Annotated in this window: 25 protein-coding genes and 1 riboswitch; of the genes, 18 read left to right on the forward strand and 7 right to left on the reverse strand. The window is 44.5% G+C overall.

Annotated features, from left to right (window positions below):
* The 3 genes from M4D81_RS18005 to M4D81_RS18015 form a co-directional block, all read right to left on the reverse strand.
* Nucleotides 1-678 (reverse strand): cytochrome ubiquinol oxidase subunit I, encoded by a 678-nt coding sequence (locus M4D81_RS18005; RefSeq protein ID WP_248551623.1) that lies wholly within the window; start codon nt 676-678, stop codon nt 1-3.
* Nucleotides 599-1,273, reverse strand: coding sequence for a carbonic anhydrase (locus tag M4D81_RS18010; RefSeq protein ID WP_169284763.1), 675 nt, complete (start codon nt 1,271-1,273; stop codon nt 599-601). The genes M4D81_RS18005 and M4D81_RS18010 overlap by 80 nt, the downstream gene beginning before the upstream one ends.
* A gap of 130 nt (nt 1,274-1,403) precedes the next feature.
* Entirely contained in the window at nt 1,404-2,414 is a 1,011-nt protein-coding gene (locus M4D81_RS18015) for a ketoacyl-ACP synthase III (RefSeq protein ID WP_169284805.1), read from the reverse strand.
* Between the two features lie 853 nt (nt 2,415-3,267).
* On the opposite strand from M4D81_RS18015, the gene M4D81_RS18020 reads away from it, so the two are divergent.
* The 4 genes from M4D81_RS18020 to M4D81_RS18035 all read left to right on the forward strand — a co-directional run bounded on the left by M4D81_RS18020 (nt 3,268) and on the right by M4D81_RS18035 (nt 6,151).
* Entirely contained in the window at nt 3,268-3,597 is a 330-nt protein-coding gene (locus M4D81_RS18020; protein WP_036684721.1) for an ArsR/SmtB family transcription factor, read from the forward strand.
* A gap of 175 nt (nt 3,598-3,772) precedes the next feature.
* The gene (locus M4D81_RS18025; protein ID WP_169284762.1) at nt 3,773-5,533 is read left to right on the forward strand and encodes a SulP family inorganic anion transporter; all 1,761 of its coding nucleotides are present in this window, start codon (nt 3,773-3,775) and stop codon (nt 5,531-5,533) included.
* A 48-nt stretch (nt 5,534-5,581) separates the two neighbouring features.
* A complete protein-coding gene (locus M4D81_RS18030; RefSeq protein WP_169284761.1) occupies nt 5,582-5,905 on the forward strand; it encodes an ArsR/SmtB family transcription factor in 324 nt (107 codons plus the stop codon).
* Nucleotides 5,906-5,935: 30 nt separating this feature from the next.
* Nucleotides 5,936-6,151, forward strand: a complete 216-nt coding sequence (locus tag M4D81_RS18035; RefSeq protein WP_049868164.1) for a hypothetical protein — start codon at nt 5,936-5,938, stop codon at nt 6,149-6,151.
* 1,302 nt (nt 6,152-7,453) lie between these two features.
* Here M4D81_RS18035 and M4D81_RS18040 read toward each other — a convergent pair.
* From M4D81_RS18040 to M4D81_RS18050, 3 genes are read right to left on the reverse strand one after another with little or no spacing between them, the layout of a single operon-like run.
* Complete coding sequence (locus M4D81_RS18040; RefSeq protein WP_169284760.1) at nt 7,454-8,791, reverse strand: MFS transporter; 1,338 nt, start codon at nt 8,789-8,791, stop codon at nt 7,454-7,456.
* A 30-nt stretch (nt 8,792-8,821) separates the two neighbouring features.
* Nucleotides 8,822-9,241, reverse strand: coding sequence for a universal stress protein (locus M4D81_RS18045; protein WP_169284759.1), 420 nt, complete (start codon nt 9,239-9,241; stop codon nt 8,822-8,824).
* Between the two features lie 18 nt (nt 9,242-9,259).
* Nucleotides 9,260-10,726: a SulP family inorganic anion transporter gene (locus M4D81_RS18050; protein WP_169284758.1), complete on the reverse strand. Its 1,467-nt coding sequence runs from the start codon at nt 10,724-10,726 to the stop codon at nt 9,260-9,262.
* 169 nt (nt 10,727-10,895) lie between these two features.
* On the opposite strand from M4D81_RS18050, the gene M4D81_RS18055 reads away from it, so the two are divergent.
* Nucleotides 10,896-11,438 (forward strand): recombinase family protein, encoded by a 543-nt coding sequence (locus tag M4D81_RS18055; protein WP_049868160.1) that lies wholly within the window; start codon nt 10,896-10,898, stop codon nt 11,436-11,438.
* 201 nt (nt 11,439-11,639) lie between these two features.
* Here M4D81_RS18055 and M4D81_RS18060 read toward each other — a convergent pair whose 3' ends face one another.
* Nucleotides 11,640-12,179 carry a cupin domain-containing protein gene (locus M4D81_RS18060; protein ID WP_084781435.1) on the reverse strand — a complete coding sequence of 180 codons (540 nt, stop codon included), beginning with the start codon at nt 12,177-12,179 and terminating at the stop codon, nt 11,640-11,642.
* 494 nt (nt 12,180-12,673) lie between these two features.
* Between M4D81_RS18060 and merR1 the strand changes: the two genes are divergently transcribed.
* From merR1 to M4D81_RS18125, 13 genes are all read left to right on the forward strand, one after another.
* Nucleotides 12,674-13,069 carry a mercury resistance transcriptional regulator MerR1 gene (merR1, locus tag M4D81_RS18065; RefSeq protein ID WP_169284804.1) on the forward strand — a complete coding sequence of 132 codons (396 nt, stop codon included), beginning with the start codon at nt 12,674-12,676 and terminating at the stop codon, nt 13,067-13,069.
* A 24-nt stretch (nt 13,070-13,093) separates the two neighbouring features.
* Nucleotides 13,094-13,546 carry a putative iron-sulfur cluster-binding metallochaperone gene (locus M4D81_RS18070; protein WP_169284757.1) on the forward strand — a complete coding sequence of 151 codons (453 nt, stop codon included), beginning with the start codon at nt 13,094-13,096 and terminating at the stop codon, nt 13,544-13,546.
* A 194-nt stretch (nt 13,547-13,740) separates the two neighbouring features.
* Entirely contained in the window at nt 13,741-14,172 is a 432-nt protein-coding gene (locus M4D81_RS18075) for an arsenate reductase ArsC (RefSeq protein WP_049868159.1), read from the forward strand.
* 14 nt (nt 14,173-14,186) lie between these two features.
* Nucleotides 14,187-14,510: an ArsR/SmtB family transcription factor gene (locus M4D81_RS18080; RefSeq protein WP_049868158.1), complete on the forward strand. Its 324-nt coding sequence runs from the start codon at nt 14,187-14,189 to the stop codon at nt 14,508-14,510.
* Nucleotides 14,511-14,527: 17 nt separating this feature from the next.
* Complete coding sequence (locus tag M4D81_RS18085; RefSeq protein ID WP_260067527.1) at nt 14,528-15,940, forward strand: arsenic transporter; 1,413 nt, start codon at nt 14,528-14,530, stop codon at nt 15,938-15,940.
* Between the two features lie 29 nt (nt 15,941-15,969).
* Nucleotides 15,970-16,395: an arsenate reductase (thioredoxin) gene (gene arsC / locus M4D81_RS18090; protein WP_094869223.1), complete on the forward strand. Its 426-nt coding sequence runs from the start codon at nt 15,970-15,972 to the stop codon at nt 16,393-16,395.
* Between the two features lie 10 nt (nt 16,396-16,405).
* Nucleotides 16,406-16,876 (forward strand): ArsI/CadI family heavy metal resistance metalloenzyme, encoded by a 471-nt coding sequence (locus M4D81_RS18095; RefSeq protein ID WP_049869721.1) that lies wholly within the window; start codon nt 16,406-16,408, stop codon nt 16,874-16,876.
* A 3-nt stretch (nt 16,877-16,879) separates the two neighbouring features.
* Nucleotides 16,880-17,323, forward strand: a complete 444-nt coding sequence (locus M4D81_RS18100) for a protein-tyrosine phosphatase family protein (RefSeq protein ID WP_049868156.1) — start codon at nt 16,880-16,882, stop codon at nt 17,321-17,323.
* 100 nt (nt 17,324-17,423) lie between these two features.
* Nucleotides 17,424-17,873 (forward strand): MarR family winged helix-turn-helix transcriptional regulator, encoded by a 450-nt coding sequence (locus M4D81_RS18105; protein WP_169284754.1) that lies wholly within the window; start codon nt 17,424-17,426, stop codon nt 17,871-17,873.
* 51 nt (nt 17,874-17,924) lie between these two features.
* On the forward strand, nt 17,925-18,980 hold the full coding sequence (locus M4D81_RS18110) for a flavin-containing monooxygenase (RefSeq protein ID WP_260067528.1): 1,056 nt from the start codon (nt 17,925-17,927) through the stop codon (nt 18,978-18,980).
* Between the two features lie 253 nt (nt 18,981-19,233).
* Nucleotides 19,234-20,034, forward strand: coding sequence for an arsenite methyltransferase (locus M4D81_RS18115; RefSeq protein ID WP_021624035.1), 801 nt, complete (start codon nt 19,234-19,236; stop codon nt 20,032-20,034).
* Nucleotides 20,035-20,539: 505 nt separating this feature from the next.
* Entirely contained in the window at nt 20,540-21,931 is a 1,392-nt protein-coding gene (ltrA, locus tag M4D81_RS18120) for a group II intron reverse transcriptase/maturase (protein ID WP_169284752.1), read from the forward strand.
* Between the two features lie 226 nt (nt 21,932-22,157).
* Nucleotides 22,158-22,243, forward strand: a riboswitch (cyclic di-GMP riboswitch).
* An 85-nt stretch (nt 22,244-22,328) separates the two neighbouring features.
* A complete protein-coding gene (locus M4D81_RS18125) occupies nt 22,329-23,033 on the forward strand; it encodes a response regulator transcription factor (RefSeq protein ID WP_169284751.1) in 705 nt (234 codons plus the stop codon).
* Nucleotides 23,034-23,465 lie beyond the last annotated feature (432 nt).

A 23,465-nucleotide genomic window follows, 5' to 3' on the forward strand; every position in this document is an offset into this window, starting at 1 on the left:
CTACAAAATAATACGCCTTTCCTCTAGTTCCATTTCCGCAGGCTTGTTTCGGAACAATCGACCAAGGACGAATAAGCAAATGACGCCGAGAAGCGCATACAGTGCGGCAAAAAGCCAAAACGTAACACCAACGTTGGGATTTGTTGTGACCGCATCTGAAACTTTCATATATCCTCTGATAATCCAGGGTTGTCTTCCCACCTCGGCATAAAACCATCCCAGTTCAATGGCAAGAAGGGATAATGGCCCTCCTGCAACAATCCCGGTCAGGAGCCATCGATTATAGGCATTCCAGCGCTTTATTTTGTTGATAGTCAGGAACAGAACAGGAATAGCAAGTAAATAAAAGCCGATGCCGACCATCGAATCGAACAAATAATGGACATATAGCGGCGGCCATTCCGATCTTGGAAAATCGTTCAACCCCACTACGGTTCCATTCGGATCGCCTGTGGCGAGAAAGCTGAGCCCCCATGGGATTTCAATTGCACCGGTTACTTCCAACGTGTCCGGGTTCAAATGACCTCCTACAATCAAAGAAACCCGATTTCCGGTTTCGAAATGCCATTCAGCGGCAGCCAACTTTTCGGGCTGTACCTTAGCCAGAAATTTGGCGGACCCATCTCCGATCCAAATGGTCGCGACAGCCAGAATGAGACCTGAATGCCGGGTATTCAAGTAGTTCATCCTCAACCATTTTGACATTTTCAATTACAGCCCGGTCAATTATGTCTTTTTCGGATATGCCAGCGGATATCGCCTTTTCAGCAGCCGGTTCAATCTTATTAACAATGGATTGTAAATAAGCTGGATGCCTCCTTCTTTGTAATGCCTCAATAACCGCGCCGCAGTTCTCATGCCCTAAAACTAACACAATCGGAACGTGTAAATGATCCACTGCATATTGGACACTTCCTATGACATCATCATTCACGATATTTCCAGCAACGCGAATCACAAAGAGATCCCCCAGTGATTGATCGAACACAATTTCCGGTGCTACTCGTGAATCGGAGCAGCTTATGATGACAGCGACCGGTTTTTGTTCGGAGATAAGCTGCCTCCGATTTCGAATGACATGTTTTTCTGCTAAATGCCCCGTAACAAATCGTTGATTTCCTTCTTCCAACAGACGAATCGCTTGCACAGGATTCATTTCCTGCTTTATCTTTTCGCTGAAAGCAGGCTGGTTCAATGAACGACATCCTGTGCTGGACAGCAAACACATCCATACAACCAAACAGAGCAGGCTGCGGGACTTCTTTAATGACACAACAAGGGCCTCCAATAAATATTTGAATTTTTGAATATTTAACTTATCTGTTCCCTCCCTTCGCAAGATTTATTCCCACTAAAACAAAGAGGCACCTTCATAAGGTGCCACCGCTACATATAATCGTTATTTATAATGGAAGAGGTTCGTTAACGACAGGATCAAGCTGTAACCTTACGAGGACGCCCGCATGCACGAGCCCAGCCCCAAACCCATACAGTAAGGCTTTATCTCCCGCACGGATTTTCCCACTCCGAATCCCTAAATCGAGTGAAAGGGGGATCGTTGAAGACGATGTATTACCGAAGTGAGTTAGACTATGCAACGTACGTTCTATAGGGAACTCCAGTTTCTCACAAAGCGGCTCAATCAGTCGCAAATTCGCGCTATGGGGAATAAACCAGTCCACATCGTTTATTGTCTGACTGCTTTTGTTCATCAATTGATGAATCGAATTGGGTATTGTTCGCATCACCCAACGGAATACTTCCCTTCCGTTTTGGACAATGCAATTGTTGTCGCACAACTTTTGCTCGCCGAGTCTATTGGCAAGCCCTGTCCGATAAATATGGACCCCACCTGTGCCATCGGAGCCAACATGATGACTGACGAATCCCTCAAACTGGTCATCTCTTTCCACGAGAACGGCACCGGCGGCATCGCCAAACAAGACGCAGGTTGTACGATCCGAATAATCTGTAATTTTGGACAGCGTTTCACCGGCAATGACCAGAACCTTCCTATGCAATCCAGAAGCAATCAAGCCATGAGCCATGATAAGTCCATAAGTAAATCCAGCACAAGCGGCACTAATATCAATCGCACCAGCGTTTTGAATTTGAAAATGGGCTTCAATTAAGCAGGATACTGTAGGAAAAGGAAAATCTGGTGTAGTGGTGCAAACAATAATAAAATCCACATCCTCGATTGTCTTGTTATACCGAGAGACGAGATTCCTGACTGCACTTATACAGAGATCGCTGGTAAATTCGTCTCGCTCAGCAATACGTCGTTCATGAATGCCTGTCCGCTGTACGATCCATTCATGACTGGTATCCACCATCTTTTCCAAATCATCATTTGTCAGTTTTCGTTGGGGTACATACGTTCCAATGGCTGTAATACGCGAATGAAACACCAATATTCCCACCCTTCATCCTTATTGAAATTGCTACGAAATCGGAAATTTTTGTCGATATTCATGAAGTTCTTTTTGAAAACGGTGGAAAGAACTGGATAACATTTTTATATTCCGTTTTATTTTGGTTTTCCTTTTCCGATTATGCTGACACTCGTGGAGTTGATCAATCTGTTTATCGATTTTTTCCCGTAGGGTTAGGATAAACCCGATCGCAATGTGAGATTTAGCCAGTTCATGAAGATCAGTAGCAAGAGCCTCACTCAAATTGCGAAGATCCGGAAGGTATAACGACTTTGTCACATAAAAGACCTCTGGCGTAAAGTCCTCACGGTAATCTTGTCCCGGGACTTGCTCCCAAAAGTCATTCCATTCTCGTAGTAGACCAGTTTCATACAAAAAGAACTTTAAAAACCCGCATAACCATGCCGTACAACTTGCATTTCGTTTTTGGCATCCAATACCTTTGACAAGATGTCGACACCCTTGACAACAGGAACCTCCATTGGCGATACAAACGTTACAAATGGAATTGGACCCAATCTCATGTAACGCATGAATCCCCATTGTTATGACGGTTTGTCTGCTTACCTGCATGAAAGGTGTAGTCAATTCGTGAGAGGATGACGAATCTTGATGTGATGAGTTATTACTCGTAGAGTCCGGCATTCGTACCCACTCCTTATGTTCTTTTAATCAAATAATCAGATATTTGAATATAATGTGTATTATATAGGAGTTGCAACCAAATCACAATCCATGCTCCGGTATGCCCTTCTTTCCAGAATGTTTTTGGGTGAAGTTGTGTTATGATATTCATATATTCAAAAGTATAGTGATTAAGGAGGCGTTAGCCATGAATCAAAATATCCAACAGTTTAAAGCCGATTTTTTTAAGGCGCTGGCGCATCCCATGCGGATTCGTATCCTGGAGGTTCTGAGTGAAGGAGATAAAAACGTAAATGAGATACAGAGTATTTTAGGATCAGAAGGTTCAGCCGTTTCTCAGCAGTTGGCAGTATTGCGAAATAAAAATGTGGTGACGGGCTTAAAAGATGGTACTTCTGTCATTTATTCGTTACGTGACCCGTTGATTAAAGACCTGCTCGCAGTCACAAAGCAGATCTTCGATAATCATCTCGTTGATGCCATTTCATTACTTGAGGTCATTCGAAATGAATCTTAAACTGAAAAACAAGGGTATCCATGAGCAACATCAAGGATCACCTTGTTTTTTCGTTTTGCAGCCGGAAACATGCGAAGCGACACGAGATTATTACGATTGACATTATTCGATGACAGGAGTAACATTTCATATATATTCAAATAATCAAATATATGAAGAATAGAAGGTAGTTCAGATGAAATGGATGGGAAGATTTGAAGGATACCATGCAGCCGCATTCCGCAAGGATCTCATTTCAGGCCTCATTGTTGGCATTATCGCCATTCCATTAGGGATGGCGTTTGCTATTGCGGCTGGTGTAAAACCGGAATATGGCATTTATACCACCATCGTTGCCGGTATCTGTATTTCCTTGTTCGGAGGTTCTAAATTTCAAATTGGCGGACCGACCGGTGCATTTATTCCGATCCTTTTCGCAATTGTCATGGAATATGGATACGAAAATTTATTGCTTGCGGGATTTTTGGCGGGAATTATTCTCGTTCTCATGGGGCTATTTAAACTCGGTGCATTGATAAAATTTATTCCTCGCCCTGTAACCATCGGATTTACCGCTGGAATTGCCGTCATAATCTTCAGCGGACAAATTGCCAACTTTTTAGGTTTGAGCGGTATCGAGAAGCATGAGAATTTTCTACCAAATATGAAGGAAATTGTAATGCATCTCACAACTACAAATCTCTACAGTGTTATCACAGCGGTGGTTTGCTTGGCTGTCATCCTCCTAACGCCGAAGTTTCTACCGAAGGTCCCTGGTTCCTTGGTAGGGCTCGTCGTATCCACTATAGTGGCGACCGTATTCTTTAAAGGGGAAGTTGCAACGATTGGATCGTCATTTGGAGCTATTCCAAGCACCCTACCCCATTTTCATTTCCCTGATCTAACCTGGGATCGCATTGAAAACTTGATTCGCCCCGCCTTTATTATTGCCATGTTGGGCGGCATCGAATCTTTATTATCGGCGGTTGTTGCCGACGGCATGACCGGCAGTCGTCATAACAGCAATCGTGAGCTGATTGGGCAAGGTGTCGCCAATATGGTAACCCCTCTCTTTGGAGGCATTCCAGCGACAGGAGCCATTGCACGAACAGCAACCAATATCAAAAACGGTGCGGTCTCACCTCTGTCGGGTATTATACATGGCATTGTTGTATTGCTGGTGCTCATTTTGTTTGCACCTTATGCATCGGAGATCCCACTTGCTAGTATGGCACCGATTCTGATGCTGGTTGCTTGGAACATGAGCGAACGAAAAGAATTCGCTCACGTCTTAAAAACCAAAACGAGCGATTCCGTTGTCCTTCTCATTACCTTTTTGCTTACGGTCTTTACAAATTTAACGACTGCCGTTGAAGTCGGATTAATCTTGGCCGTAATTCTGTTTGTGAAACGAATGAGTGATGGCTTACTGGTTTCCAAGGTATTGCCTGACCCAACAGCTAAACATGAAAAAGTGAAAGCCCACATGGTAACCGAAGGCCACGATTGTCCACAAATCGGGATCTATACCATCGAAGGCCCTCTCTTTTTCGGCGCCGCGAACATGTTTGAAAAGTCCATTATGGATACGATTCATCTTAGGCCGAAAGTATTGCTGCTGCGCATGGGAAAAGTACCTTTTATGGATACGACAGGTGAATCGAATCTGTCCAGTTTGGTGAAACATTTCGAGAAGTTTGGCGGGATTATTCTTGTATCCGGAATTCAAGCTCAGCCTTTGGATGTATTGAAGAGAACAGGGTTGTATACGCTGATTGGGGCTGAACATTTTTTTGGACATACCGGTGAGGCACTTAACTTCGCGCTATTGCAACTGGATTTGAATAAATGTCTAGGTTGTAAACATTTCGCTTTCCGTGAATGCGCGGCGTTATCAAACAAGGAGTCTCAAAAAGAAGTAATCACCAGCTTGAAGCCAGATCCATCAAGGACCTAACCTATTCTCACTCGGAGTCGCCCCAAAGACGAAATGAGGTGAATGGGAATGCAACTTGCACTTCAGCAGTACAGAGTAGATGTTTTTAAGGTCATGGCTCATCCGCTGCGATTGCAGATTTTGGAGTTATTATGTGAAGGACCGAAAGGTGTCAATGAGCTTCAAACGCGTTTACAAAGTCAAGGTTCTGCGGTTTCCCAACATTTAGGTATTTTAAAAGCGAAGCATCTCGTAATAGGAATGAAGGTTGGAACTCGCGTCGTCTATTCGGTGCAAGATCCTCTTATATGTGATCTGCTCTTCATGACCAAAAACATGTTTAACAACCAATTAATGAGCGTGATTGACATACTTGATATCAGGACTCATTGAACAGCAAGGGTCAGATCGGAAGTGTATGAAATGAGTCAAATTCATATTCAGCAAAAGGGAGAGGGGTTCTCGATCATTCTTTTGAAGCAAACGACCGGCATTCGTCAAGAATTTGGATACTGTACGGGTTATTGCGAGAGCGTCGTATTTGCTTTGGAAAAGGCGAAACAACTACACATTCCAGAACAAAACATTTTATATCAGGGGAGAAAAATTGGTTTTTTTGCTTATAGAGATCCTCTTTAAGATGAAACAAGGAGCTGCTTGATATGGTTACCCGTTCGTTTCGACTACAGGAGTATATGGAAGTTTCGACCTTGCTTGAAACAACCTTTCGGCTATCTTCTTGGAAAAAACGATAACGGTTTTCGCTAAACAACTTAAGCGAGAGGAGAAGATTATGAACGATTTAAAAAATAAAGTTTTTTGTTTGACTTGTCAGAAGGTCACGTGTATCTCAAAGGCTATTCATGTTCTTTCGACAACAACGGTTTCTGGACAATATCGGAAATCAAAAGGTTGCCATGATTGTCGGGCGGATAATAGAAAAGTGTTCCAACAATCGTATCTTCTATTTAAGCAAACAAGCTTGTGATGTCTTTTTGATCTTCAACTTTATTATTACCTTTATTGCACTGGGAATTATAGTGTATTTATTTATCAAGTCGTAGTCAAACCGATGGTATTAATCTGGAGGTGTCAGTATGTTGCTTGTTTATATCGCGGTTATTGGAGTAGCCGCCTTTATTATATGGAATACCATATGGGCAACTAGTAAAGCGTATTCTAAAAAATGGGATCGACCAGATGAATAGTTAGCTATTCATGTGAAGGATGTAATGTAAGCGGTTGGGTGTGATTGCCTTGTCCAGTAGCATAAGGAGTTCGAATGACTACCCTGAGAAAAGTGGTGGGACGCTGACCTTCGAATCATTTATTCAATATAGAAAGGAGGTCGATTTTGAGCTCCAATGGATTTGGAATTTTGATGGTTAGTGTTGTTTATTTTGGTTTAATCATCTGTTCTTTTGTTATCTTGAAGACAAACAAGACTCATTCTAAGAAGCGAAAAGAAGAGGAACATTCTGATAAATGAAAGTTTTGTATCTATATTAATTATGAACTCCGATCGCGCGATTTACGAATTATGCGTATTGCGTTCACTTAAACAACAGGTAGTTGAGTTTGGTCCGGGTTCCACCGTCCGGGCAACTTTATCTCACGTAAGGAAAGCGCCGATACAATGTTGACACTTGCCCCAGTATGGCACTTATAGGCATAACCCCGTGAATATTTTCTTTAAGTTTCCGAATCTGTTTTTTGGTATTAGAACTTAGAGTTCTATTTTAATTTTACCGGTAAATAATAAGGGGAATAAGCATTAATTGAACACCATTGTTCCGGTTCTGACCATTTTAGGAACCAACGATTACGTTTTACATTAAATACATGTAAACAAAGTGGAAGCCCTTATTTAACAAGGGATTCCACTTTTGGAGTTTGGATAACTGACACTTCGCTGGTACTACCCCTAGAAATAAGAAGGGCTTATATCTTTCCTTCGGGTACAGTGTCCGCGGTACGATCTTTGATAAAAAATGTAGTAAGTAGGGCAATCATACTTCCGATCAATCCGTACAAAAATATGTGATGGATTCCGCTCATAAAATCTTCTGATCTCGTCAGAATTGCCCCCATGATCGTTACGCCTATTGCTGTTCCTATGTTACGAGCAAACATCATAAATGAAGTTGAAATTCCTTTTTCATGCGGTTCAACAAGCTGCTGGGCGCCGATAACGCCTGTTGTCGATAATAAACCGAAAGCGAAACCTTGAATCATCAAAACAAAAAATACATACCAAAATCCATTTCCATCGTGCAAAAAAGCGAGGAAGACTCCGGAAGTAGCGAGCAGAATACTTCCAATAATAAACAGACGGCGATAGCCAAATTTCAAAATCCACTTTCCCGCCGGAACAGATGCAGAAAGCCAACCAAGGGCAGTTCCTAGTAATGCGATGCCACTTTGGAAAACGGAGAGTTTGGTTATGTCCTGTAGAAACAACGGGATATAGCTTGCGGTTCCAAATAAGGCCGCCCAACCAAGGAAACCGTTAATGTTCATCCAGCGAATCGTTTTATCTTTAACAATGGAAAGGGGAACGAGTGGTGATGCTTGCTTTTTTTCAAAGAAGTAAAAGGCGATAATGAATATTGCGCCAACACTGACATAGAGGATTTGATTGCTATCTACGACAGTTGCCAGAAGCAACACACTGACTCCAATCGTAAACAAAAGTGCGCCGATATAATCGATACGTGCTTTTTTGGGAGTATACTCCTCTTTATATGGTAATAAAGTGAGCAACGCTAGAATGCAAATCGGGATATTTATAAAGAAAATCCATCTCCATGTCATATACTCCACGAAAAATGCGCCTAATAGCGGTGCGATGACTGCAGACAGTCCCCACATTGACGTCCCCAAGGCTTGAATTTTTCCGCGCTGTTGAATGGAAAATAGATCGCCTGCAATAATAGCTGGAAAAGGCATCATGAAGCCAGCACCGATACCTTGAATTCCACGGAAAATAACAAGCTGTACCATCGTTTGCGACACACCGCACAGTATAGAACCGATTAAAAATAAAATAATTCCAAAAGCAAAGACTCGTTTCCGGCCGAACAAGTCTGATAATCGGCCTGCAACTGGAGCGAGCACGGTGCTTGCGATCATATAAGAGGCAAACGGCCAAGCAAAAAATTCAAACCCGCCAAGACTCTTTGCTATGATTGGCATTGTTGTATTCATAATCGTGGTATCCATTGATGCTACGAATAGGGCGAGTACAATACTTATCAATATTGTTGTTCTGCTTTTCAATCAAACTCCCTCCCAACATCTTGGGATCAATTATTTTACAACAATAACTGGACACAGTACTCTCTTAACCACTTTATGACTTACGCTGCCCAAGACAAATTCCTGTAAGGCATTTAGCCCGCGGCTTCCAATAATGACCAAGTCCACTTTCTCATTGTTTGCATATTCCACAATAGCTGGACCAGGATCGCCAGTAATAATCTTTGTTTCATGATTGACATTTTTAGCAGAAAGTTGTTCTGCAATAGGAAGCAACTTTTGATGTCGTTTCAACTCTATTTCCTCATGATTTTGAGAATGCAAGACTTCACTTTTAATTTTGGATAAGTCCGCCACAAATAGGATTTCAACGGTGGAATCTGGAATCAAGGATGCAATTTTCGCAGCCTCCTGGGCTGCCCGAATCGAGTTTTTTGACCCATCAGCAGCGAGTAAAATACGTTGATACATATTCATCTCTCCCCTTCATTAGTGTGCTTTTAATTGAGCATTTGCATCTTGGTATACGGCTAACTTATCTATAATTTTTTTGCTAGATGCATTTAGTCCTTTAATTGTGACATGATTATTGTTTTCACGATATTTGATGACTACTTTATCTACTGCGCCTACGCCAGAGTCGTCCCAAATGTGTGCATGAGAGAAATCAATCACAATATTTATATCATCAGCGATATTAAAGTCAAAGGCTTTTATGAAGCCTTCCACAGAGGCAAAGAACAATTGACCCGTTACATCAAATATGATTTCTTTGCTGGTCTGCCGTCTTCTAACCTCTAGTTTTGAAATTTTGGCCACAAAGAAGATAGCGCTAAGAATAACACCGGCTATAACGCCTTTGGAGAGGTCATGAGTCGCCACAACGATAATGACCGTAGTCAACATTACAAGAGCATCCGTCTTTGGAGCTTTACGCAGATACGAAAATGATGTCCAATCAAATGTGCCAATCGATACCATAATCATAATCCCAACCAAAACAGGCATCGGTATTTGTACAACCAATCCGCCTAATACAAGAATCAGAAATATTAAGAACAGACCTGCAACTAACGTGGACAACCTGCCGCGGCCCCCTGATTTGACGTTGATTACAGATTGACCGATCATGGCACATCCAGCCATACCGCCAAAGAAACCTGTAATAATATTTGCGATACCCTGTCCTCTGGATTCTCTGTTCTTGTTGCTTTCTGTTCCTGTCATATCATCAACGATAGAGGATGTAAGCAACGATTCCAGTAATCCGACAATGGCTAAAGCGACAGAGTAAGGAAAGATGATTTGAAGTGTTTCAAAATTAAATGGAATGTCCGGGATAAAGAAAGAAGGCAGGGTTTGAGTGATTCTTCCTAAATCCCCAACCGTTCCTAAATCTAAATGTCCCCAGATGGCAACCGATGTAAGGATGATAATAGCGATTAATGGGGCTGGTATGGCTTTGAAAAAACGAGGCAATACATATACAATAATCAAAGTAATAGCAACAAACACATAAGTCAGAGTTGATATGCCAACAAAATGAGGGACCTGCGCCATAAATATCAGGATTGCGAGTGCGTTAACAAAACCGATCATGACGGCTCTAGGAATAAATTTCATTAGCTTTGCAATCTTGAATAATCCAAAAATAAGTTGTATGATCCCGGTGAGTATAGTGGCGGCTAATAAATATTGTAATCCGTAATCTTTAACTAGAGGTACCATCAGCAAAGCCATCGCGCCAGTAGCGGCGGAAATCATACCTGGACGACCGCCTACAAAGGCTATAATGACTGCGATACAAAAAGAGGCATATAAACCAACCATAGGATCGACACCGGCAATAATGGAAAAGGCAATCGCTTCTGGAATGAGAGCCAAAGCGACAACAATTCCAGCAAGTATGTCGCCCCTTATGTTTGAAAACCACTCTCTTTTTATTCTTTCAACCACGTTTACTTCCACTCCTTATTTATTTTTAGTGTGACTTTTAACTCTCATAAAAGTCAGGTTCCGTATTAGGCTCATTCATTTTATCACCAAAAGGACCAAAATGGAACCTTTTAGGTCCCTTTTTTGTGGTATGCTTTCAAAAGGGCTTCTGCAGTAAGGAGGGCACGTTATGTTAATTGGTTATATGAGACCCTATCAAGATGATTTAAATTGTAAAATCCAAATAGAGACTTTGAAAGAACTGAATTGTGACCAATTCTTCACTGAGGAGCATTCATCCCCTAAAAAAAGAGTAATGTTAATAAAAATGATGAATGAACTTCAACCAGGGGATACAGTTGTTGTTGCAAGGCTATTTTCATTTGCGGATTCTACCCGGCATCTAGCAGAGCTATTAAATCAATTAAATGAAAAAAGGTCATATCTCTATACTGTTGGCGAAGGGATAAATACGAATCAATCATCAGGATACTCATTTCATGACAGCGTAAATTATTTATTGAATTTTCAAAGTGATGTCATTAGTGAGAATACTAAAAAGGGATTGTATGAGGCGAAACAAAAAGGAATGAGTCCTGGCCGTCCGCGAAAGCCTGATGAGAATGTGAAACGAGCCATTCATATGTATCAGAGTCAAAAGTATAGTCTTGCACAGATAAAGGAAGAGACGGGAATTAGTAAAACTACACTATATCGCTATTTGGAGAGTTGATCTAGTCCAATATAGACTGCCTTAGGGGGAGTACCAGCGAAGCTGATACCACCCGGCCTTCTTGGAAATTTATGAGTCATATTCAACAAACTATTTTGTTCCATACTTTTGGACTTCGTGACAGTGACGCTGGTAATACCCCAATTAACCCGGCCTGGGTTCCGGACCGGGACGAAATAAAGTTGGAATAATTGGATTTAACTAACCTTCAGCAGACAGTGCAATTGCTTTTGTTTCATGAACTGTACCATATGGATGCTCAGGAGGCGCATAGATAACGTAAACTTTAAGGGGGGTATTGCCTGTGTTGGTTACATTGTGCCATTTTCCAGCAGGTATCATAATTGCATAGTCATCATAGGCCATTACTTGAAAATCCAATTTGTCCTTCCTATCACCCATTTGAACAAGTCCCTGACCTTCTTCAATACGTATGAATTGATCAGTTGTCGGATGGACTTCTAAACCGATATCATCGCCAACATTAATACTCATCAGAGTCACTTGAAAATGTTTTCCTGTCCATAAAGCGGTACGGTAAGTTTTGTTTTGCTTTGCTGCCTGGTCAATATTCACTACAAGTGGACTTTGTCCATAATCTCTTAATTTCATTTTTCCGTAGGGATTACTATCAGTATTATACCAATTGTAATAGTGAGGATTATAATCCCGATAGTTGTTATTCCAGCTGTTATGCATCGGATTATGCCATTGATAGTGATGGCATGATTTATGGAACATACTCATTCTCCTCTTATGATTCAGTGTTTACTTTTTTATCATATGCAACTGCCTATATAAAGGAGTGCAAAACCTGCAGTAATGGGCAAGAGCCTAAATAATCACAAGACAAATACAAACTATTTACAAATGGTCCTAGATGCCCAACTCCTGGAACTTGACGAACTGTCGTTCCGGTTTTTGATCTTTAGCCGACACACGGCCATATCCCAGCTTCATGTGTACTTTCTCCCCCATATTAGTTCCACCCGCAAAGTCAATGTAATAAAATATAATTGAAAGTGCTTACGTCCTTGAAGCGAAAGGCGAAGCGTATATATGGTAACGCCAACATTTCGGAAATTCTGTACGCTAAGGACTTCCCAAAAAGCGATGTAAAAAAATGTGGGTGCACAAACATTCTCGGTAATGAATTCTTTTTAATTAAAGAGGAAGAATATCTATTTGACCCTGTACTTAAGTACAGGGTTTATACTACGTGTGAGGTGAAGCAAATGCAGTTTCGTATCGGAGAACTTGCTGATAAATGTAACGTTAACAAAGAAACTATCCGGTATTATGAACGAATCGGTTTAATTGCAGAACCTTCTCGTACCGATTCAGGCTACCGAATATATCCAGAACAAACAGCCGATCGTATAACATTTATTAAACGCATGCAGGAATTGGGATTCGTATTAAATGAAATTGACAAATTGTTAGGTGTTGTTGATCGGGATGAAGTAAAGTGCCGCGATATGTATGATTTCACTGTTCAAAAGATAGAGGACATCCAGCGTAAAATTGAAGACCTCCGAAGAATTGAACGGATGTTGGTAGACCTTAAAGAAAGATGCCCCGAAAACAAAGATATTTATGAATGCCCCATTATTAAAACAGTGATGAATTAAAGACTGCACAAGGAGTGATACAAAATGCATAGCTGTTGTCAAACTTCCACTGATAATCCAACAAAATCAATTCAATGCCCTGTTTGTTACCAAAAGGGCAAAACTATTCAATTGATTACGCTCAAGGCATTGCTTCAACCAACCGCGTTAGAAACAATATACCCTGAATTAACTTACACTTTTTGCGCGAATTCATCTTGCGAAGTTGTCTATTTTAGTGATGAGCAGACATTTGGCAAAGATATGCTCAAAGTTTCGGTGTTCCAAAAAGACGCTGCATTGGAAGTACCCGTTTGTTACTGCTTCGGATGGACAAGAGAACGCTTAATACAAGCCGTTCAGGAAAATCAGAATCCAATTGATCATATAAGAGAACAAATTCAAGCTGGTCGCTGTGGGTGTGAGGTTAATAACCCACAAGGAGCCTGCTGTTTGGGCAATGTCACGTCATTCATCCGGAGCCTTGACAAGATCTAATTTCTTGTCAATCTTACGAAATCTATATCGTTTCACCCGGTGAAAATTAATCGAAAACATCGCAGTTCCTTCCCCGGCGGCTGCTTTTTTCTTTTTCAACGTTAATACTGCGATAACAATTGGCATGTAAAATCATATTTGAAATAAGCAAATAATTATATGGCTATTTACAAGGGGTAGGGGAGTGTGGGAGAATGAAACGGGATGTTACGCGGATTTATTTCCTTTGCGGGCAAAATCGGTGCCGAAGTCAGATGGCCGAAGCCTTTGCTAAGTTTTATGGCGGGGATCATGTGGTGGTGGAGAGTGCCGGATTAGAACCATCGAAAGAAGTGCATCCTTACACCGTTGAAGCTATGCGCGAGGTAGGCATCGATCTTTCCCAGCATGTTTGCAAAAAAATCGATATGAAATTTTTTCTAGCGTCGAATGCCATCGTCAAGTTGTGCGAACAAATTGTAGAACGCTGTCCTATCGTACCGTTTAAGATCATGAACGTCGAGTGGAACATCCCCGACCCGTTGGCTGTAGACGGCGGCAACCTGGAAGACGTGAAGAGAGCGCGTGACGAGATTCGGGAGAAAGTAATCGGGTTGTTAAAAGGGATGGACATTCCCGTCGCTTAAAAGGAGTGAAGCAGTTGAGCAAACTAGAAGAAGTAGCGGATGCCTTGAAGCTATTGGGGGACCGGAACAGACTCACTATCGTAGCCTTGTTGCAGGTGAAGGAACTGTGCGTGTGCGAGATCGTGGACATTTTGAAAACGAGCCAGCCCAATATCAGTCAGCATATGCGCAAGCTGCGGGACGGGGGCCTGGTCAAAGAGTCTCGCAGGGGACAGTGGGTTTATTATTCGCTCTGCCTGGAAGACAAGCCTTATATTTTGGATATTCTAAAAGAAATTCCTTCGCAAGCGGCGCTGATTGAGCCTGCCGTTTGCGAAACCAATGATTGCTGTACGTAGTTCAGGAGGAAGCATAAATGGTTTATGTGGCGATTTTCATTTTCTTGGTAACGTTGCTTTTTGTCATTTGGCAACCGAAAGGATTAAATATCGGCTGGTCGGCAAGTGCCGGAGCGATCTTTGCTTTGCTCTTTGGTGTGGTCAGCTTCGCGGACGTCGGCACCGTAACCGGTATCGTGTGGAACGCTACCTTGGCGTTTGTGGCCATTATTTTAATCTCACTGGTGCTGGATGAAATCGGATTTTTTGAGTGGGCTGCATTGCATATGGCGCGGCTGGCCCGCGGAAACGGCCTGCTCATGTTTGTATTTATCATCCTGCTGGGATCGGCGGTTGCCGCCCTGTTTGCCAATGATGGCGGGGCCTTGATTATTACCCCGATTGTACTCGCCATGGTCCGGGCACTTAAGTTTGATGAAAAGATGATCCTGCCGTTTATTATGGCCAGTGGGTTCATTGCGGATACGGCATCTTTACCGCTTGTCGTCAGCAACTTGGTTAACATCGTATCTGCGGATTATTTCAACATCGGTTTTGCGGAATACGCGAGCCGCATGATTGTTCCGAATTTCTTTTCCGTCATTGCGAGCCTCATTGTGTTGTATCTGTATTTCCGGAAGAGTATCCCGAACACTTACAATCTTAAGCAACTGAAAAAGCCGAAGGAAGCCATCAAGGATATGCGGCTGTTTAAGTTATCTTGGGTCATTTTAGCCGCGCTGCTCGTTGCGTATTTCATTAGCGAATTTTTCTCGATCCCTGTATCCATTATTGCCGGGGTTGCAGCGATTGCCTTTTTGTTCGCGGCGAGAAAAAGCCCTGCGATTCATACATGGAAACTGGTAAAAGGCGCTCCCTGGGCTGTCGTGATCTTCTCTATCGACATGTATGTGGTCGTTTATGGCTTGCGCAATGCCGGACTTACGGATGCATTAGGCAGCGTCATTCAAACGGTCGCAGAACAAGGGTTATTTGTGGCTACCGTAGGTATGGGCTTTATTGCAGCCATCCTGTCGTCCATTATGAACAACATGCCCACGGTCATGATCGATGCGCTGGCCATCCAAGGAACGCAAACCGATGGGTTCATTCGTGAGGCGCTGATCTATGCGAATGTGATCGGTTCGGACTTAGGACCGAAAATTACGCCAATCGGCTCCTTGGCCACGCTGCTTTGGCTGCATGTCCTATCCACGAAAAACGTGAAAATCAGATGGGGCTATTATTTTAAAGTCGGCATCCTGTTAACCGTTCCCACGTTGTTCATTACGCTCACCGGTGTTTATGTATGGCTTTATGTTCTCCAGACGCTACAGGTGAATGTATGGTTATGTATCGCGGTGATCGTGGTCGTCCTGGTGGCAGTTGCAATGATCATGAAGACTTTTATGAAAAGTAAACAAGCGAAAAGAGTTCATCAAGGCGATTAACGAATTGAAATCAAAGGAGATTGTTCACCATGGAGAAAAAACCGTTAATTTATTTTTTGTGCACCGGAAATTCTTGCAGAAGCCAAATCGCGGACGGGTTTTTAAACGCTCTAGGCAGCGATAAATATGAAGTCAAAAGCGCAGGTCTTGAAGCACATGGACTGAATCCGCGTGCGGTGCAAGTCATGCAAGAAGCTGGCGTAGATATTAGCAAAAACACCTCCGATGTGATCGATCCGGACATTTTGAATCGCGCCGATTATGTCATTACCCTTTGTGGCCACGCCGACGAGCATTGCCCTGTGATCTCCAACAAGAATGTAACGAAATGGCATTGGGGTTTTGATGATCCGGCAAAAGCAACCGGAACGGAAGACGAAATTATGAACCAGTTCCGCACCGTTCGCGATTCGATTAAGAGCCGGATTGAACAATTTGTCAAAGAAGGGAAATGAGGTGGCGACGATGATCAAACGAATGCATGTTGCTTTAAACTGCACGGAGCTGAACAAGTCTCTTGAGTTCTATCGCGCTTTTTTTGGAGCCGAACCGAGTAAGGTTAAAGATAACTACGCCAAATTCGAGTTAGAAGAACCGGCGCTTCATTTTTCGCTCAATGTACGTCCCTTCGAACAAAAGGGTGTACTGAACCACTTGGGATTTCAAGTGAATAATACGGAAGAAGTGCTGGCCATGGGGGAGAGGCTTCGTCAAAGCGGACTGCTACTGATTGACGAGATGAATACCACATGCTGCTATGCGGTGCAGGATAAAGTTTGGGTATATGATCCGGACGGCAACGCTTGGGAGATTTTCTACACAAAAGAAGATTCCGAATTCGAATCCGCCGGAGAAGCCAGGGATTTGTCCCTGTGCTGCGCGCCGCCAGCGGCCCCGGTTCCGATTGAGTTTGGATCGTTTAAAAAAGGAGTATAGTCCATGGCGTCTGAAAAAACCTACCATGCTTTGATTCCTGATAAAATTTTTATGGGCGCGGCAGCCGATGTTGAATCGATGGTAAAAAATGAAGGTATCGACGTGATCGTGGATCTGCGCGGCGAAGCGACGGATTGCGCCTATCCAGCGGCGAGTGCGGAATGGATTCAAATTCCGTTAGCAGATCATGCTGCTATGCCGCAAGAAAAAGCCTTCGAGCAAGCGATCCAGGCCGTCATCGAAGCTTATCACCAAAACAAGAAAGTTGCTTTTCATTGTGGCGGTGGAAAGGGACGGACCGGTACGGTAGCCGCTGGCACCTTACTTGCCTTGGGATTAAGCGACACGCTTGACGAAGCCGAGGCCAAGGCGAAGAGCATTCGCAACATCATTGATATTAAACCCTCCCAGAGAGAATCGTTGCACAAATTATATCCCGGCAAATAAGCAATCAGGAGACCACTCAGCCGAGTGGTTTTCTATTGCGATTATTTTATTTGCAATTTGCAAATAAATATTGTATAACTAAGTCATGAGGTGAACCACAGTGGAAAATGTTCGCGAACTATTTCAGATCATGACACGCCGTTTTGGGTTTCTCAATAAAAATTGCTGCTCCGCCGGTGGATGCGATATATCTTTGGTGCAAAGCCATATTCTTTACGAGATCGATCGTCAGCATCAACCGTCCATTCAGCAGGTAGCCGAGGCGTTAGGGACCGATATTACGACCTTTAGCCGACAAGTCCAATCGTTAATTAAAATGAATTTGGTCAAAAAATCGCCCGATCCGGACGACCGCAGGGTGTATGTGCTTTCGCTCACGACAGAAGGGAAGTACGTGGCCACGACGATTGACCAGCAAATGAACGCTTATTTAGCTGAAGTTTTCTCTCACATGAACGATTTTGAAAAAGAAACGGTCATTCGCTCCATTAAGCTTTTGAATGAAGCGATGTCAAAATCCAGCCTTTGCTGTTCCACCCCCATCGGGTGATTTCTTTTCTCTAATACTTGCAAATTGCAAATAAATCGGAGGATGTTGGGTATGAATGAGGTATTGGATACGATTGTCATTGGAGGGGGGCAGGCGGGTCTGGCTTCCGGCTATCATCTTCAGAAGAAAGGACTTCGATTTCTGATTTTGGACGCGGGCGACGAGGCGGGGGGCTCGTGGCCGCGTTATTACGATAGTCTCAAACTGTTCTCTCCAGCACGTTTCTCGTCGATGCCAGGCATGAAGTTCCCCGGCGATCCGAATGGTTACCCCAAGCGTGATGAAGTCATTCGTTATTTACAGGATTACCGGGCAAAATTTCAACTGCCGGTCCGAACCAATCAGCGCGTAGCATCGGTCGAAAGGGATGGAGAAGGGTTTACGGTCCGTACGATGGTAGGGGATACGTTTCGGGCGCGCACCATCATTAATGCGACCGGCTCCTTTCACAATCCCTATACGCCAGTTGTGCCGGGGCAGGAGGCGTTTCAAGGCCGCACACTTCATTCCTCCGAATACCGGAATCCGGAGCCATTTCGCAATCAACGCGTAGTGGTGGTCGGGCGCGGCAATTCTGCCGTACAGATCGGTGTTGAGCTGGCCGAGGTGAGCAAGACGTCTTTAGCGGTACTCCGGCCGGTCCAATTCATGAAATCGAGGCTGTTGGGTCAGGAAGTGCATTTTTGGATCAAACTGATTGGGTTTGACACCTTTCCGTTTTGGCGGTTCGGGAAAACCGCGCCGAGTTCAAGTGCGGTGAACGATTCGGGCGGGTACAAAGAAAAAGTAGCGGCAGGAAAACCGGATCAACAACCGATGTTCACATCCTTTTATGAGGATGGCGTCATTTGGCCGAACGGGAAAAAAGAGCCGGTGGATACGGTGATCTTTGCGACAGGCTACCGGCCGTATCTTCCCTACCTTCAAGCGATTGGCGCGCTGGATGCGGAAGGAAGGCCGTTACATCAAGCAGGCATAAGCGACGTTCCGGGGCTTTATTATGTGGGGCTGGAAGGGCAGCGTTCCTTTGCTTCTGCTACCTTAAGGGGGGTGGGGCCGGACGCGCAGTTTGTTGTTAAAAAGCTTTTGCATCATCTTAAACACTGAATGCTTACATTACATTTTTTTGATAAAAGGATGGGACCGACTTGAACCTCAATTGGTTTGCTGCGGAAATGCTCATGAAACAACGCCAAAGGGAAATCGAACGATCTGCTAGAGAAACGTGGAAATGGTCAGACGCTATGCAAAAGCAATCGGTCCGATTCTTTAGTAGGCGGTCAATCATTCGTGCAACACCAACGGCTTGCTGCGCTGCGAGCTGCTGTTGATTGTATAAAAAACTAAGGAGTGATCTTTCATGAATCAAGTGAGTAATGATCAAATTCGTCAAAACGTTCGGAATCGGTATAAAGAAATCGCCTTACAGGACGTAGGGGCGGGGTCCTGTTGTACGCCAGCGCCATCCAATGATTGCTGTAGTTCGGCCGCGGATGTTTCCGCTAAAATGGGCTACTCGTCAGAAGAATTAACAGCCGTTCCGGATGGGGCGAACCTTGGCCTCGGCTGTGGCAATCCTCAAGCTATTGCCGCTTTGCAACCGGGAGAAGTCGTGCTGGACCTGGGCAGCGGCGGCGGGTTTGATTGCTTTCTTGCCTCCCGTCAGGTGGGCGCTTCCGGCCGCGTCATTGGTGTAGATATGACACCGGAAATGGTCAGCCGCGCCCGCGAAAATGCCAGCAAAAGCGGATTTACCAATACGGAATTTCGGCTGGGCGAGATCGAGCATCTGCCGGTTCAGGACCACTCGGTGGACGTAATTATTTCAAACTGTGTCATTAATCTGTCCCCATCAAAGCAGCAGGTTTTTGATGAGGCGTTCCGTGTGCTGCGTAACGGCGGCAGGCTGGCCATATCGGATGTCGTGGCAACAGCCGATTTTCCGGATGAAATCAAGCAGGATATCGACCGTATCTATTCAGGGTGCATTTCAGGAGCTTCTTCCATCGGCGAACTGGAGGCCATGCTTGCACAAAGCGGTTTTACCCAAATTGAGATCGAACCTAAAGACGAATCCCGGACGTTCATCAAGGATTGGATTCCTGGCGCAAATGTCGAACAATACCTGGTGTCCGCCGCGATACGTGCCATCAAGCCTTGAGCCATGACGGGCCGAGCTGTTGCAGCTCGTGTTGGGCTGAACATGTTACGGCATTAAATAATAAGGCGCTGCCGGTTAGCTGGCAGCGCCTTCGCCTTGTACGCCCAGCATGGGCGTCATCTCTAGGGTGAAAGTCCCGAATGGGGGCTGGCAAGCGCCTACCATTAGCCAAGGGCAAGGGTGTCCGCCGCGAGGCGGAATCTGAAGGAAGCCGGAGGCAAAAGCACGGCTCGAGGTACACGAATCCAATTTGAGGCGGTTGCAGCCGGATGAGTCACCATACCATGACGAAATCCTAAGCTGCCAAAGGCTGTAGCCGTAAACTTGGGCGAGTACGGGCGGAAAGATGGCGTTCTTATCTGGGGAGGCCTGCGGGATACGCGAAGTAACTTCGTAACCGCGGCTGAAAAGCCGCGCTGAACCCGCAGGAGTCAGCAGAAGCCATAGTACGCGTGTTGTTGCAACAACACACGGAAGGGCTGAACTTAAAGGAGAGAAGAAACCGATGCGTTCGCGCGAAGAGCAACGACAGCAGAATATCCCGCAAGGGAGCTCGCGGCAAAGAGAAACGGTGAAACCGCCAGGGTATGCCGGAGCGCCGAGTTCTTCGTCGGCACAAATCGACCATACTTCTCGCGAAGGACAATACGACTTGCTGGAGCGGATGCTCGAAGAGAGCAATCTTCGAGACGCCTATAAGCGTGTGAAACAAAACGGAGGAGCGCCTGGCATAGACCAAGTGACGGTAGCAGAGCTACAAGCGCACTTGTGGGAACGCTGGGAAACCGTAAAGTGGGAACTCCAAGCGGGTACGTATAGACCGATGCCAGTCAAACGGGTGGAAATCCCCAAACCCGGAGGCGGGGTGCGGCTGTTAGGTATCCCAACCGTGATGGATCGCTTTATTCAGCAAGCCCTCATGCAAGTGATGACGCCGATCTTCGATCTGCAATTCTCGCCGAACAGTTTCGGATTCCGTCCAAGGAAACGAGCACATGACGCAGTGAAACAGGCGCGGACCTACATCCAAGAAGGATGTCGCTGGGTCGTGGACATGGACTTGGAGAAGTTCTTTGACCGCGTAAATCACGACATCCTCATGGCAAGAGTAGCTAGGAAAGTTTCGGACAAGCGAGTCCTGAAGCTTATTCGAGCTTATCTAAACGCGGGAGTCATGGTCGACGGGATGAGGCAAGAGACGCTGGAAGGAACGCCGCAAGGCGGACCGCTCAGCCCGCTCTTAGCAAACATTCTGTTAGACGATTTGGACAAAGAACTGACGGGAAGAGGACTGAAGTTTGTGCGCTATGCGGACGATTGCAACATCTTCGTCGGAAGCAAACGCGCAGGCGAGCGCGTGATGGAATCGGTTGTCCGTTTTGTGGAGGGGAAGCTTAGACTAAAAGTGAATCGGGACAAAAGCGCAGTAGACCGCCCTTGGAAGCGCAAATTCCTTGGATTCAGTTTTCTGACCAACAAAAGCGCGACAATTCGAATCGCACCGAAGAAAGTGGAACAACTGAAAGAGCGCGTAAGAGGGATAACCTCGCGAACGCGGGGTATCTCAATGGAAAGCCGGTTGAAAGAACTAAACCGCTATCTGATGGGATGGATTGGCTACTTCCGCTTGGCATCCGCGAAGATGCACTGCGAACGCCTAGACGAATGGATTCGGCGTAGGTTGCGGATGTGTCTATGGAAACAATGGAAGCTACCCAAAACCCGACTTCGAAATTTACGCGCCTTAGGTGTGCCTGAATGGGCGGCAAGGATGATGGCAAACTCCCGGCGAGGATGCTGGGAGATGTCCCGAAATATAAATAACGCCCTTAACCGTTACTATTGGAACGACCAAGGGCTGTTAAGTCTAACTTCTCGATATCTTGAAATTCGTTAACCTTTAGGAACCGCCGTATGCGGACCCGCATGTACGGTGGTGTGAGAGGTCAGGGGCTTGCCGCCCCTATCTACTCGATTGCTTAGCGTATATTTTCGTTAAAATGTTGGCAAGAAGAGGGTTGCGCTATGTTCGAACATACGTTACTAAGGTGTGACACCAAGCAAACTTTTTGGCATCTATTGAAATATGGTAAAATAAATCAATACAAATATGTCGAATAGACTAGGAAAAAAGGCAAACCTGATCGAAAGACAGGGACGCAAAGCCACGGGTCTTCTGCACTAGTGCAATGATCGCCGGGTTACCCTCTCAAACCACACCAAGATGACAAGTAGGCACGCCAGTGAGAGGGCGTGTCTTTTTGTCATTTGAAAATAAAAAGAGGTGATCGATTATGAACAAACAAACAAGCTTTTCTGTAGAGATAAAAGATATGATCCGTAGGAACAGGAGTATCAAAGTATTACTGGCGGATGGTGACCTAGCTTGGCAACAGCGACTCGCTATGTTGCTTGAATCCGAGCCAGATATTTATTTATCTAACATCGTTTCGACAAAAGAGGAAGCGATTCGAGCGAGTGTACAATTAGACGTAGACGTAATGATCTTGGAAATGATTTTGAATTCGCCCAAACGAGACGGGCTGGACGCCGCAGCCGAGATTCTCAGAAATAAAGAGTTACCGATTATTGTCCTTTCTTCGATACATGATCCGGAAGTCATGGTCGATGCGGTTGTTGCCGGAGCGGTCAATTATATTACAAAGTCCAACTATATGGACATACCGGTTGCGATCAGAGAAGCTCACCGACGTCAGTCCTCTCTCCATGCGGATGTCGCGACGATAATCCGTAATGAGATCGAGCTTATAAAGCGAAAAGAATTGCATTGCATGCTCACACCTACGGAAAAAGAAATTTTGCAGCTCATAGGCTTGGGCTATCGACAGACAATTATCAGAGAATTACTTGGCATTACTTCGAACACCCTAAAATCGCACGTTCGTCATATCACTCGTAAATTCGACACCCGATCCATTCGAGAAGCTGCTGAGAAGGCGAAACGAAGAGGTCTGTATGATCAGCACTATGCTACGTGATTTAATGGGACTGAAATTGAAACAAGCTTTGGGAAAATTCGGGGATTTTCGACAAAATCATCATGGCAGAGGGTGACAAAAAGATCACCCTCCCCATTCGAACTAATAATAGGTAAAATGAAGGGGTGATCTAAGGAAAAATAGGAATATTATCCCTTACCAAAGGAGGTGGAGAGAAAAAAGATGAATGCTGGAGATTGTTGTCGTGAATCGGAGTCTGAAGTAAATCAAAATGGGACAGGCTCTCGTAAAATGAAGAGGATGGTGCCTTTAACTTACGTAATTATGCGGCTGTCCCCAATATAACAATGAAGGGATGATCGTCATGTATCAATTAGAAACGGAGCGTGAATTATGTTTATTAACATGGATTGATTTGCACTTCATTCAGCAGTTTTGCGGAAGGAGAGTTGTAGTATTTCTTGGAATTGG

It is taken from the genome of Paenibacillus sp. p3-SID867 (genome assembly GCF_025142895.1).
In the GTDB taxonomy this organism is placed as follows: Bacteria; Bacillota; Bacilli; order Paenibacillales; family Paenibacillaceae; genus Paenibacillus_AQ.

Coding starts and splice junctions, on each gene's coding strand:
- M4D81_RS18115 (WP_021624035.1), top strand. CDS start 19,234: ATGAATCAAGTGAGTAATGATCAAATTCGTCAAAACGTTCGGAATCGG.
- M4D81_RS18110 (WP_260067528.1), top strand. CDS start 17,925: ATGAATGAGGTATTGGATACGATTGTCATTGGAGGGGGGCAGGCGGGT.
- M4D81_RS18060 (WP_084781435.1), bottom strand. CDS start 12,179: ATGTTCCATAAATCATGCCATCACTATCAATGGCATAATCCGATGCAT.
- M4D81_RS18045 (WP_169284759.1), bottom strand. CDS start 9,241: ATGTATCAACGTATTTTACTCGCTGCTGATGGGTCAAAAAACTCGATT.
- ltrA (WP_169284752.1), top strand. CDS start 20,540: ATGCGTTCGCGCGAAGAGCAACGACAGCAGAATATCCCGCAAGGGAGC.
- M4D81_RS18095 (WP_049869721.1), top strand. CDS start 16,406: ATGATCAAACGAATGCATGTTGCTTTAAACTGCACGGAGCTGAACAAG.
- M4D81_RS18030 (WP_169284761.1), top strand. CDS start 5,582: ATGCAACTTGCACTTCAGCAGTACAGAGTAGATGTTTTTAAGGTCATG.
- M4D81_RS18025 (WP_169284762.1), top strand. CDS start 3,773: ATGAAATGGATGGGAAGATTTGAAGGATACCATGCAGCCGCATTCCGC.
- M4D81_RS18055 (WP_049868160.1), top strand. CDS start 10,896: ATGTTAATTGGTTATATGAGACCCTATCAAGATGATTTAAATTGTAAA.
- M4D81_RS18020 (WP_036684721.1), top strand. CDS start 3,268: ATGAATCAAAATATCCAACAGTTTAAAGCCGATTTTTTTAAGGCGCTG.
- arsC (WP_094869223.1), top strand. CDS start 15,970: ATGGAGAAAAAACCGTTAATTTATTTTTTGTGCACCGGAAATTCTTGC.
- merR1 (WP_169284804.1), top strand. CDS start 12,674: ATGCAGTTTCGTATCGGAGAACTTGCTGATAAATGTAACGTTAACAAA.
- M4D81_RS18075 (WP_049868159.1), top strand. CDS start 13,741: ATGAAACGGGATGTTACGCGGATTTATTTCCTTTGCGGGCAAAATCGG.
- M4D81_RS18085 (WP_260067527.1), top strand. CDS start 14,528: ATGGTTTATGTGGCGATTTTCATTTTCTTGGTAACGTTGCTTTTTGTC.
- M4D81_RS18100 (WP_049868156.1), top strand. CDS start 16,880: ATGGCGTCTGAAAAAACCTACCATGCTTTGATTCCTGATAAAATTTTT.
- M4D81_RS18035 (WP_049868164.1), top strand. CDS start 5,936: ATGAGTCAAATTCATATTCAGCAAAAGGGAGAGGGGTTCTCGATCATT.
- M4D81_RS18125 (WP_169284751.1), top strand. CDS start 22,329: ATGAACAAACAAACAAGCTTTTCTGTAGAGATAAAAGATATGATCCGT.
- M4D81_RS18070 (WP_169284757.1), top strand. CDS start 13,094: ATGCATAGCTGTTGTCAAACTTCCACTGATAATCCAACAAAATCAATT.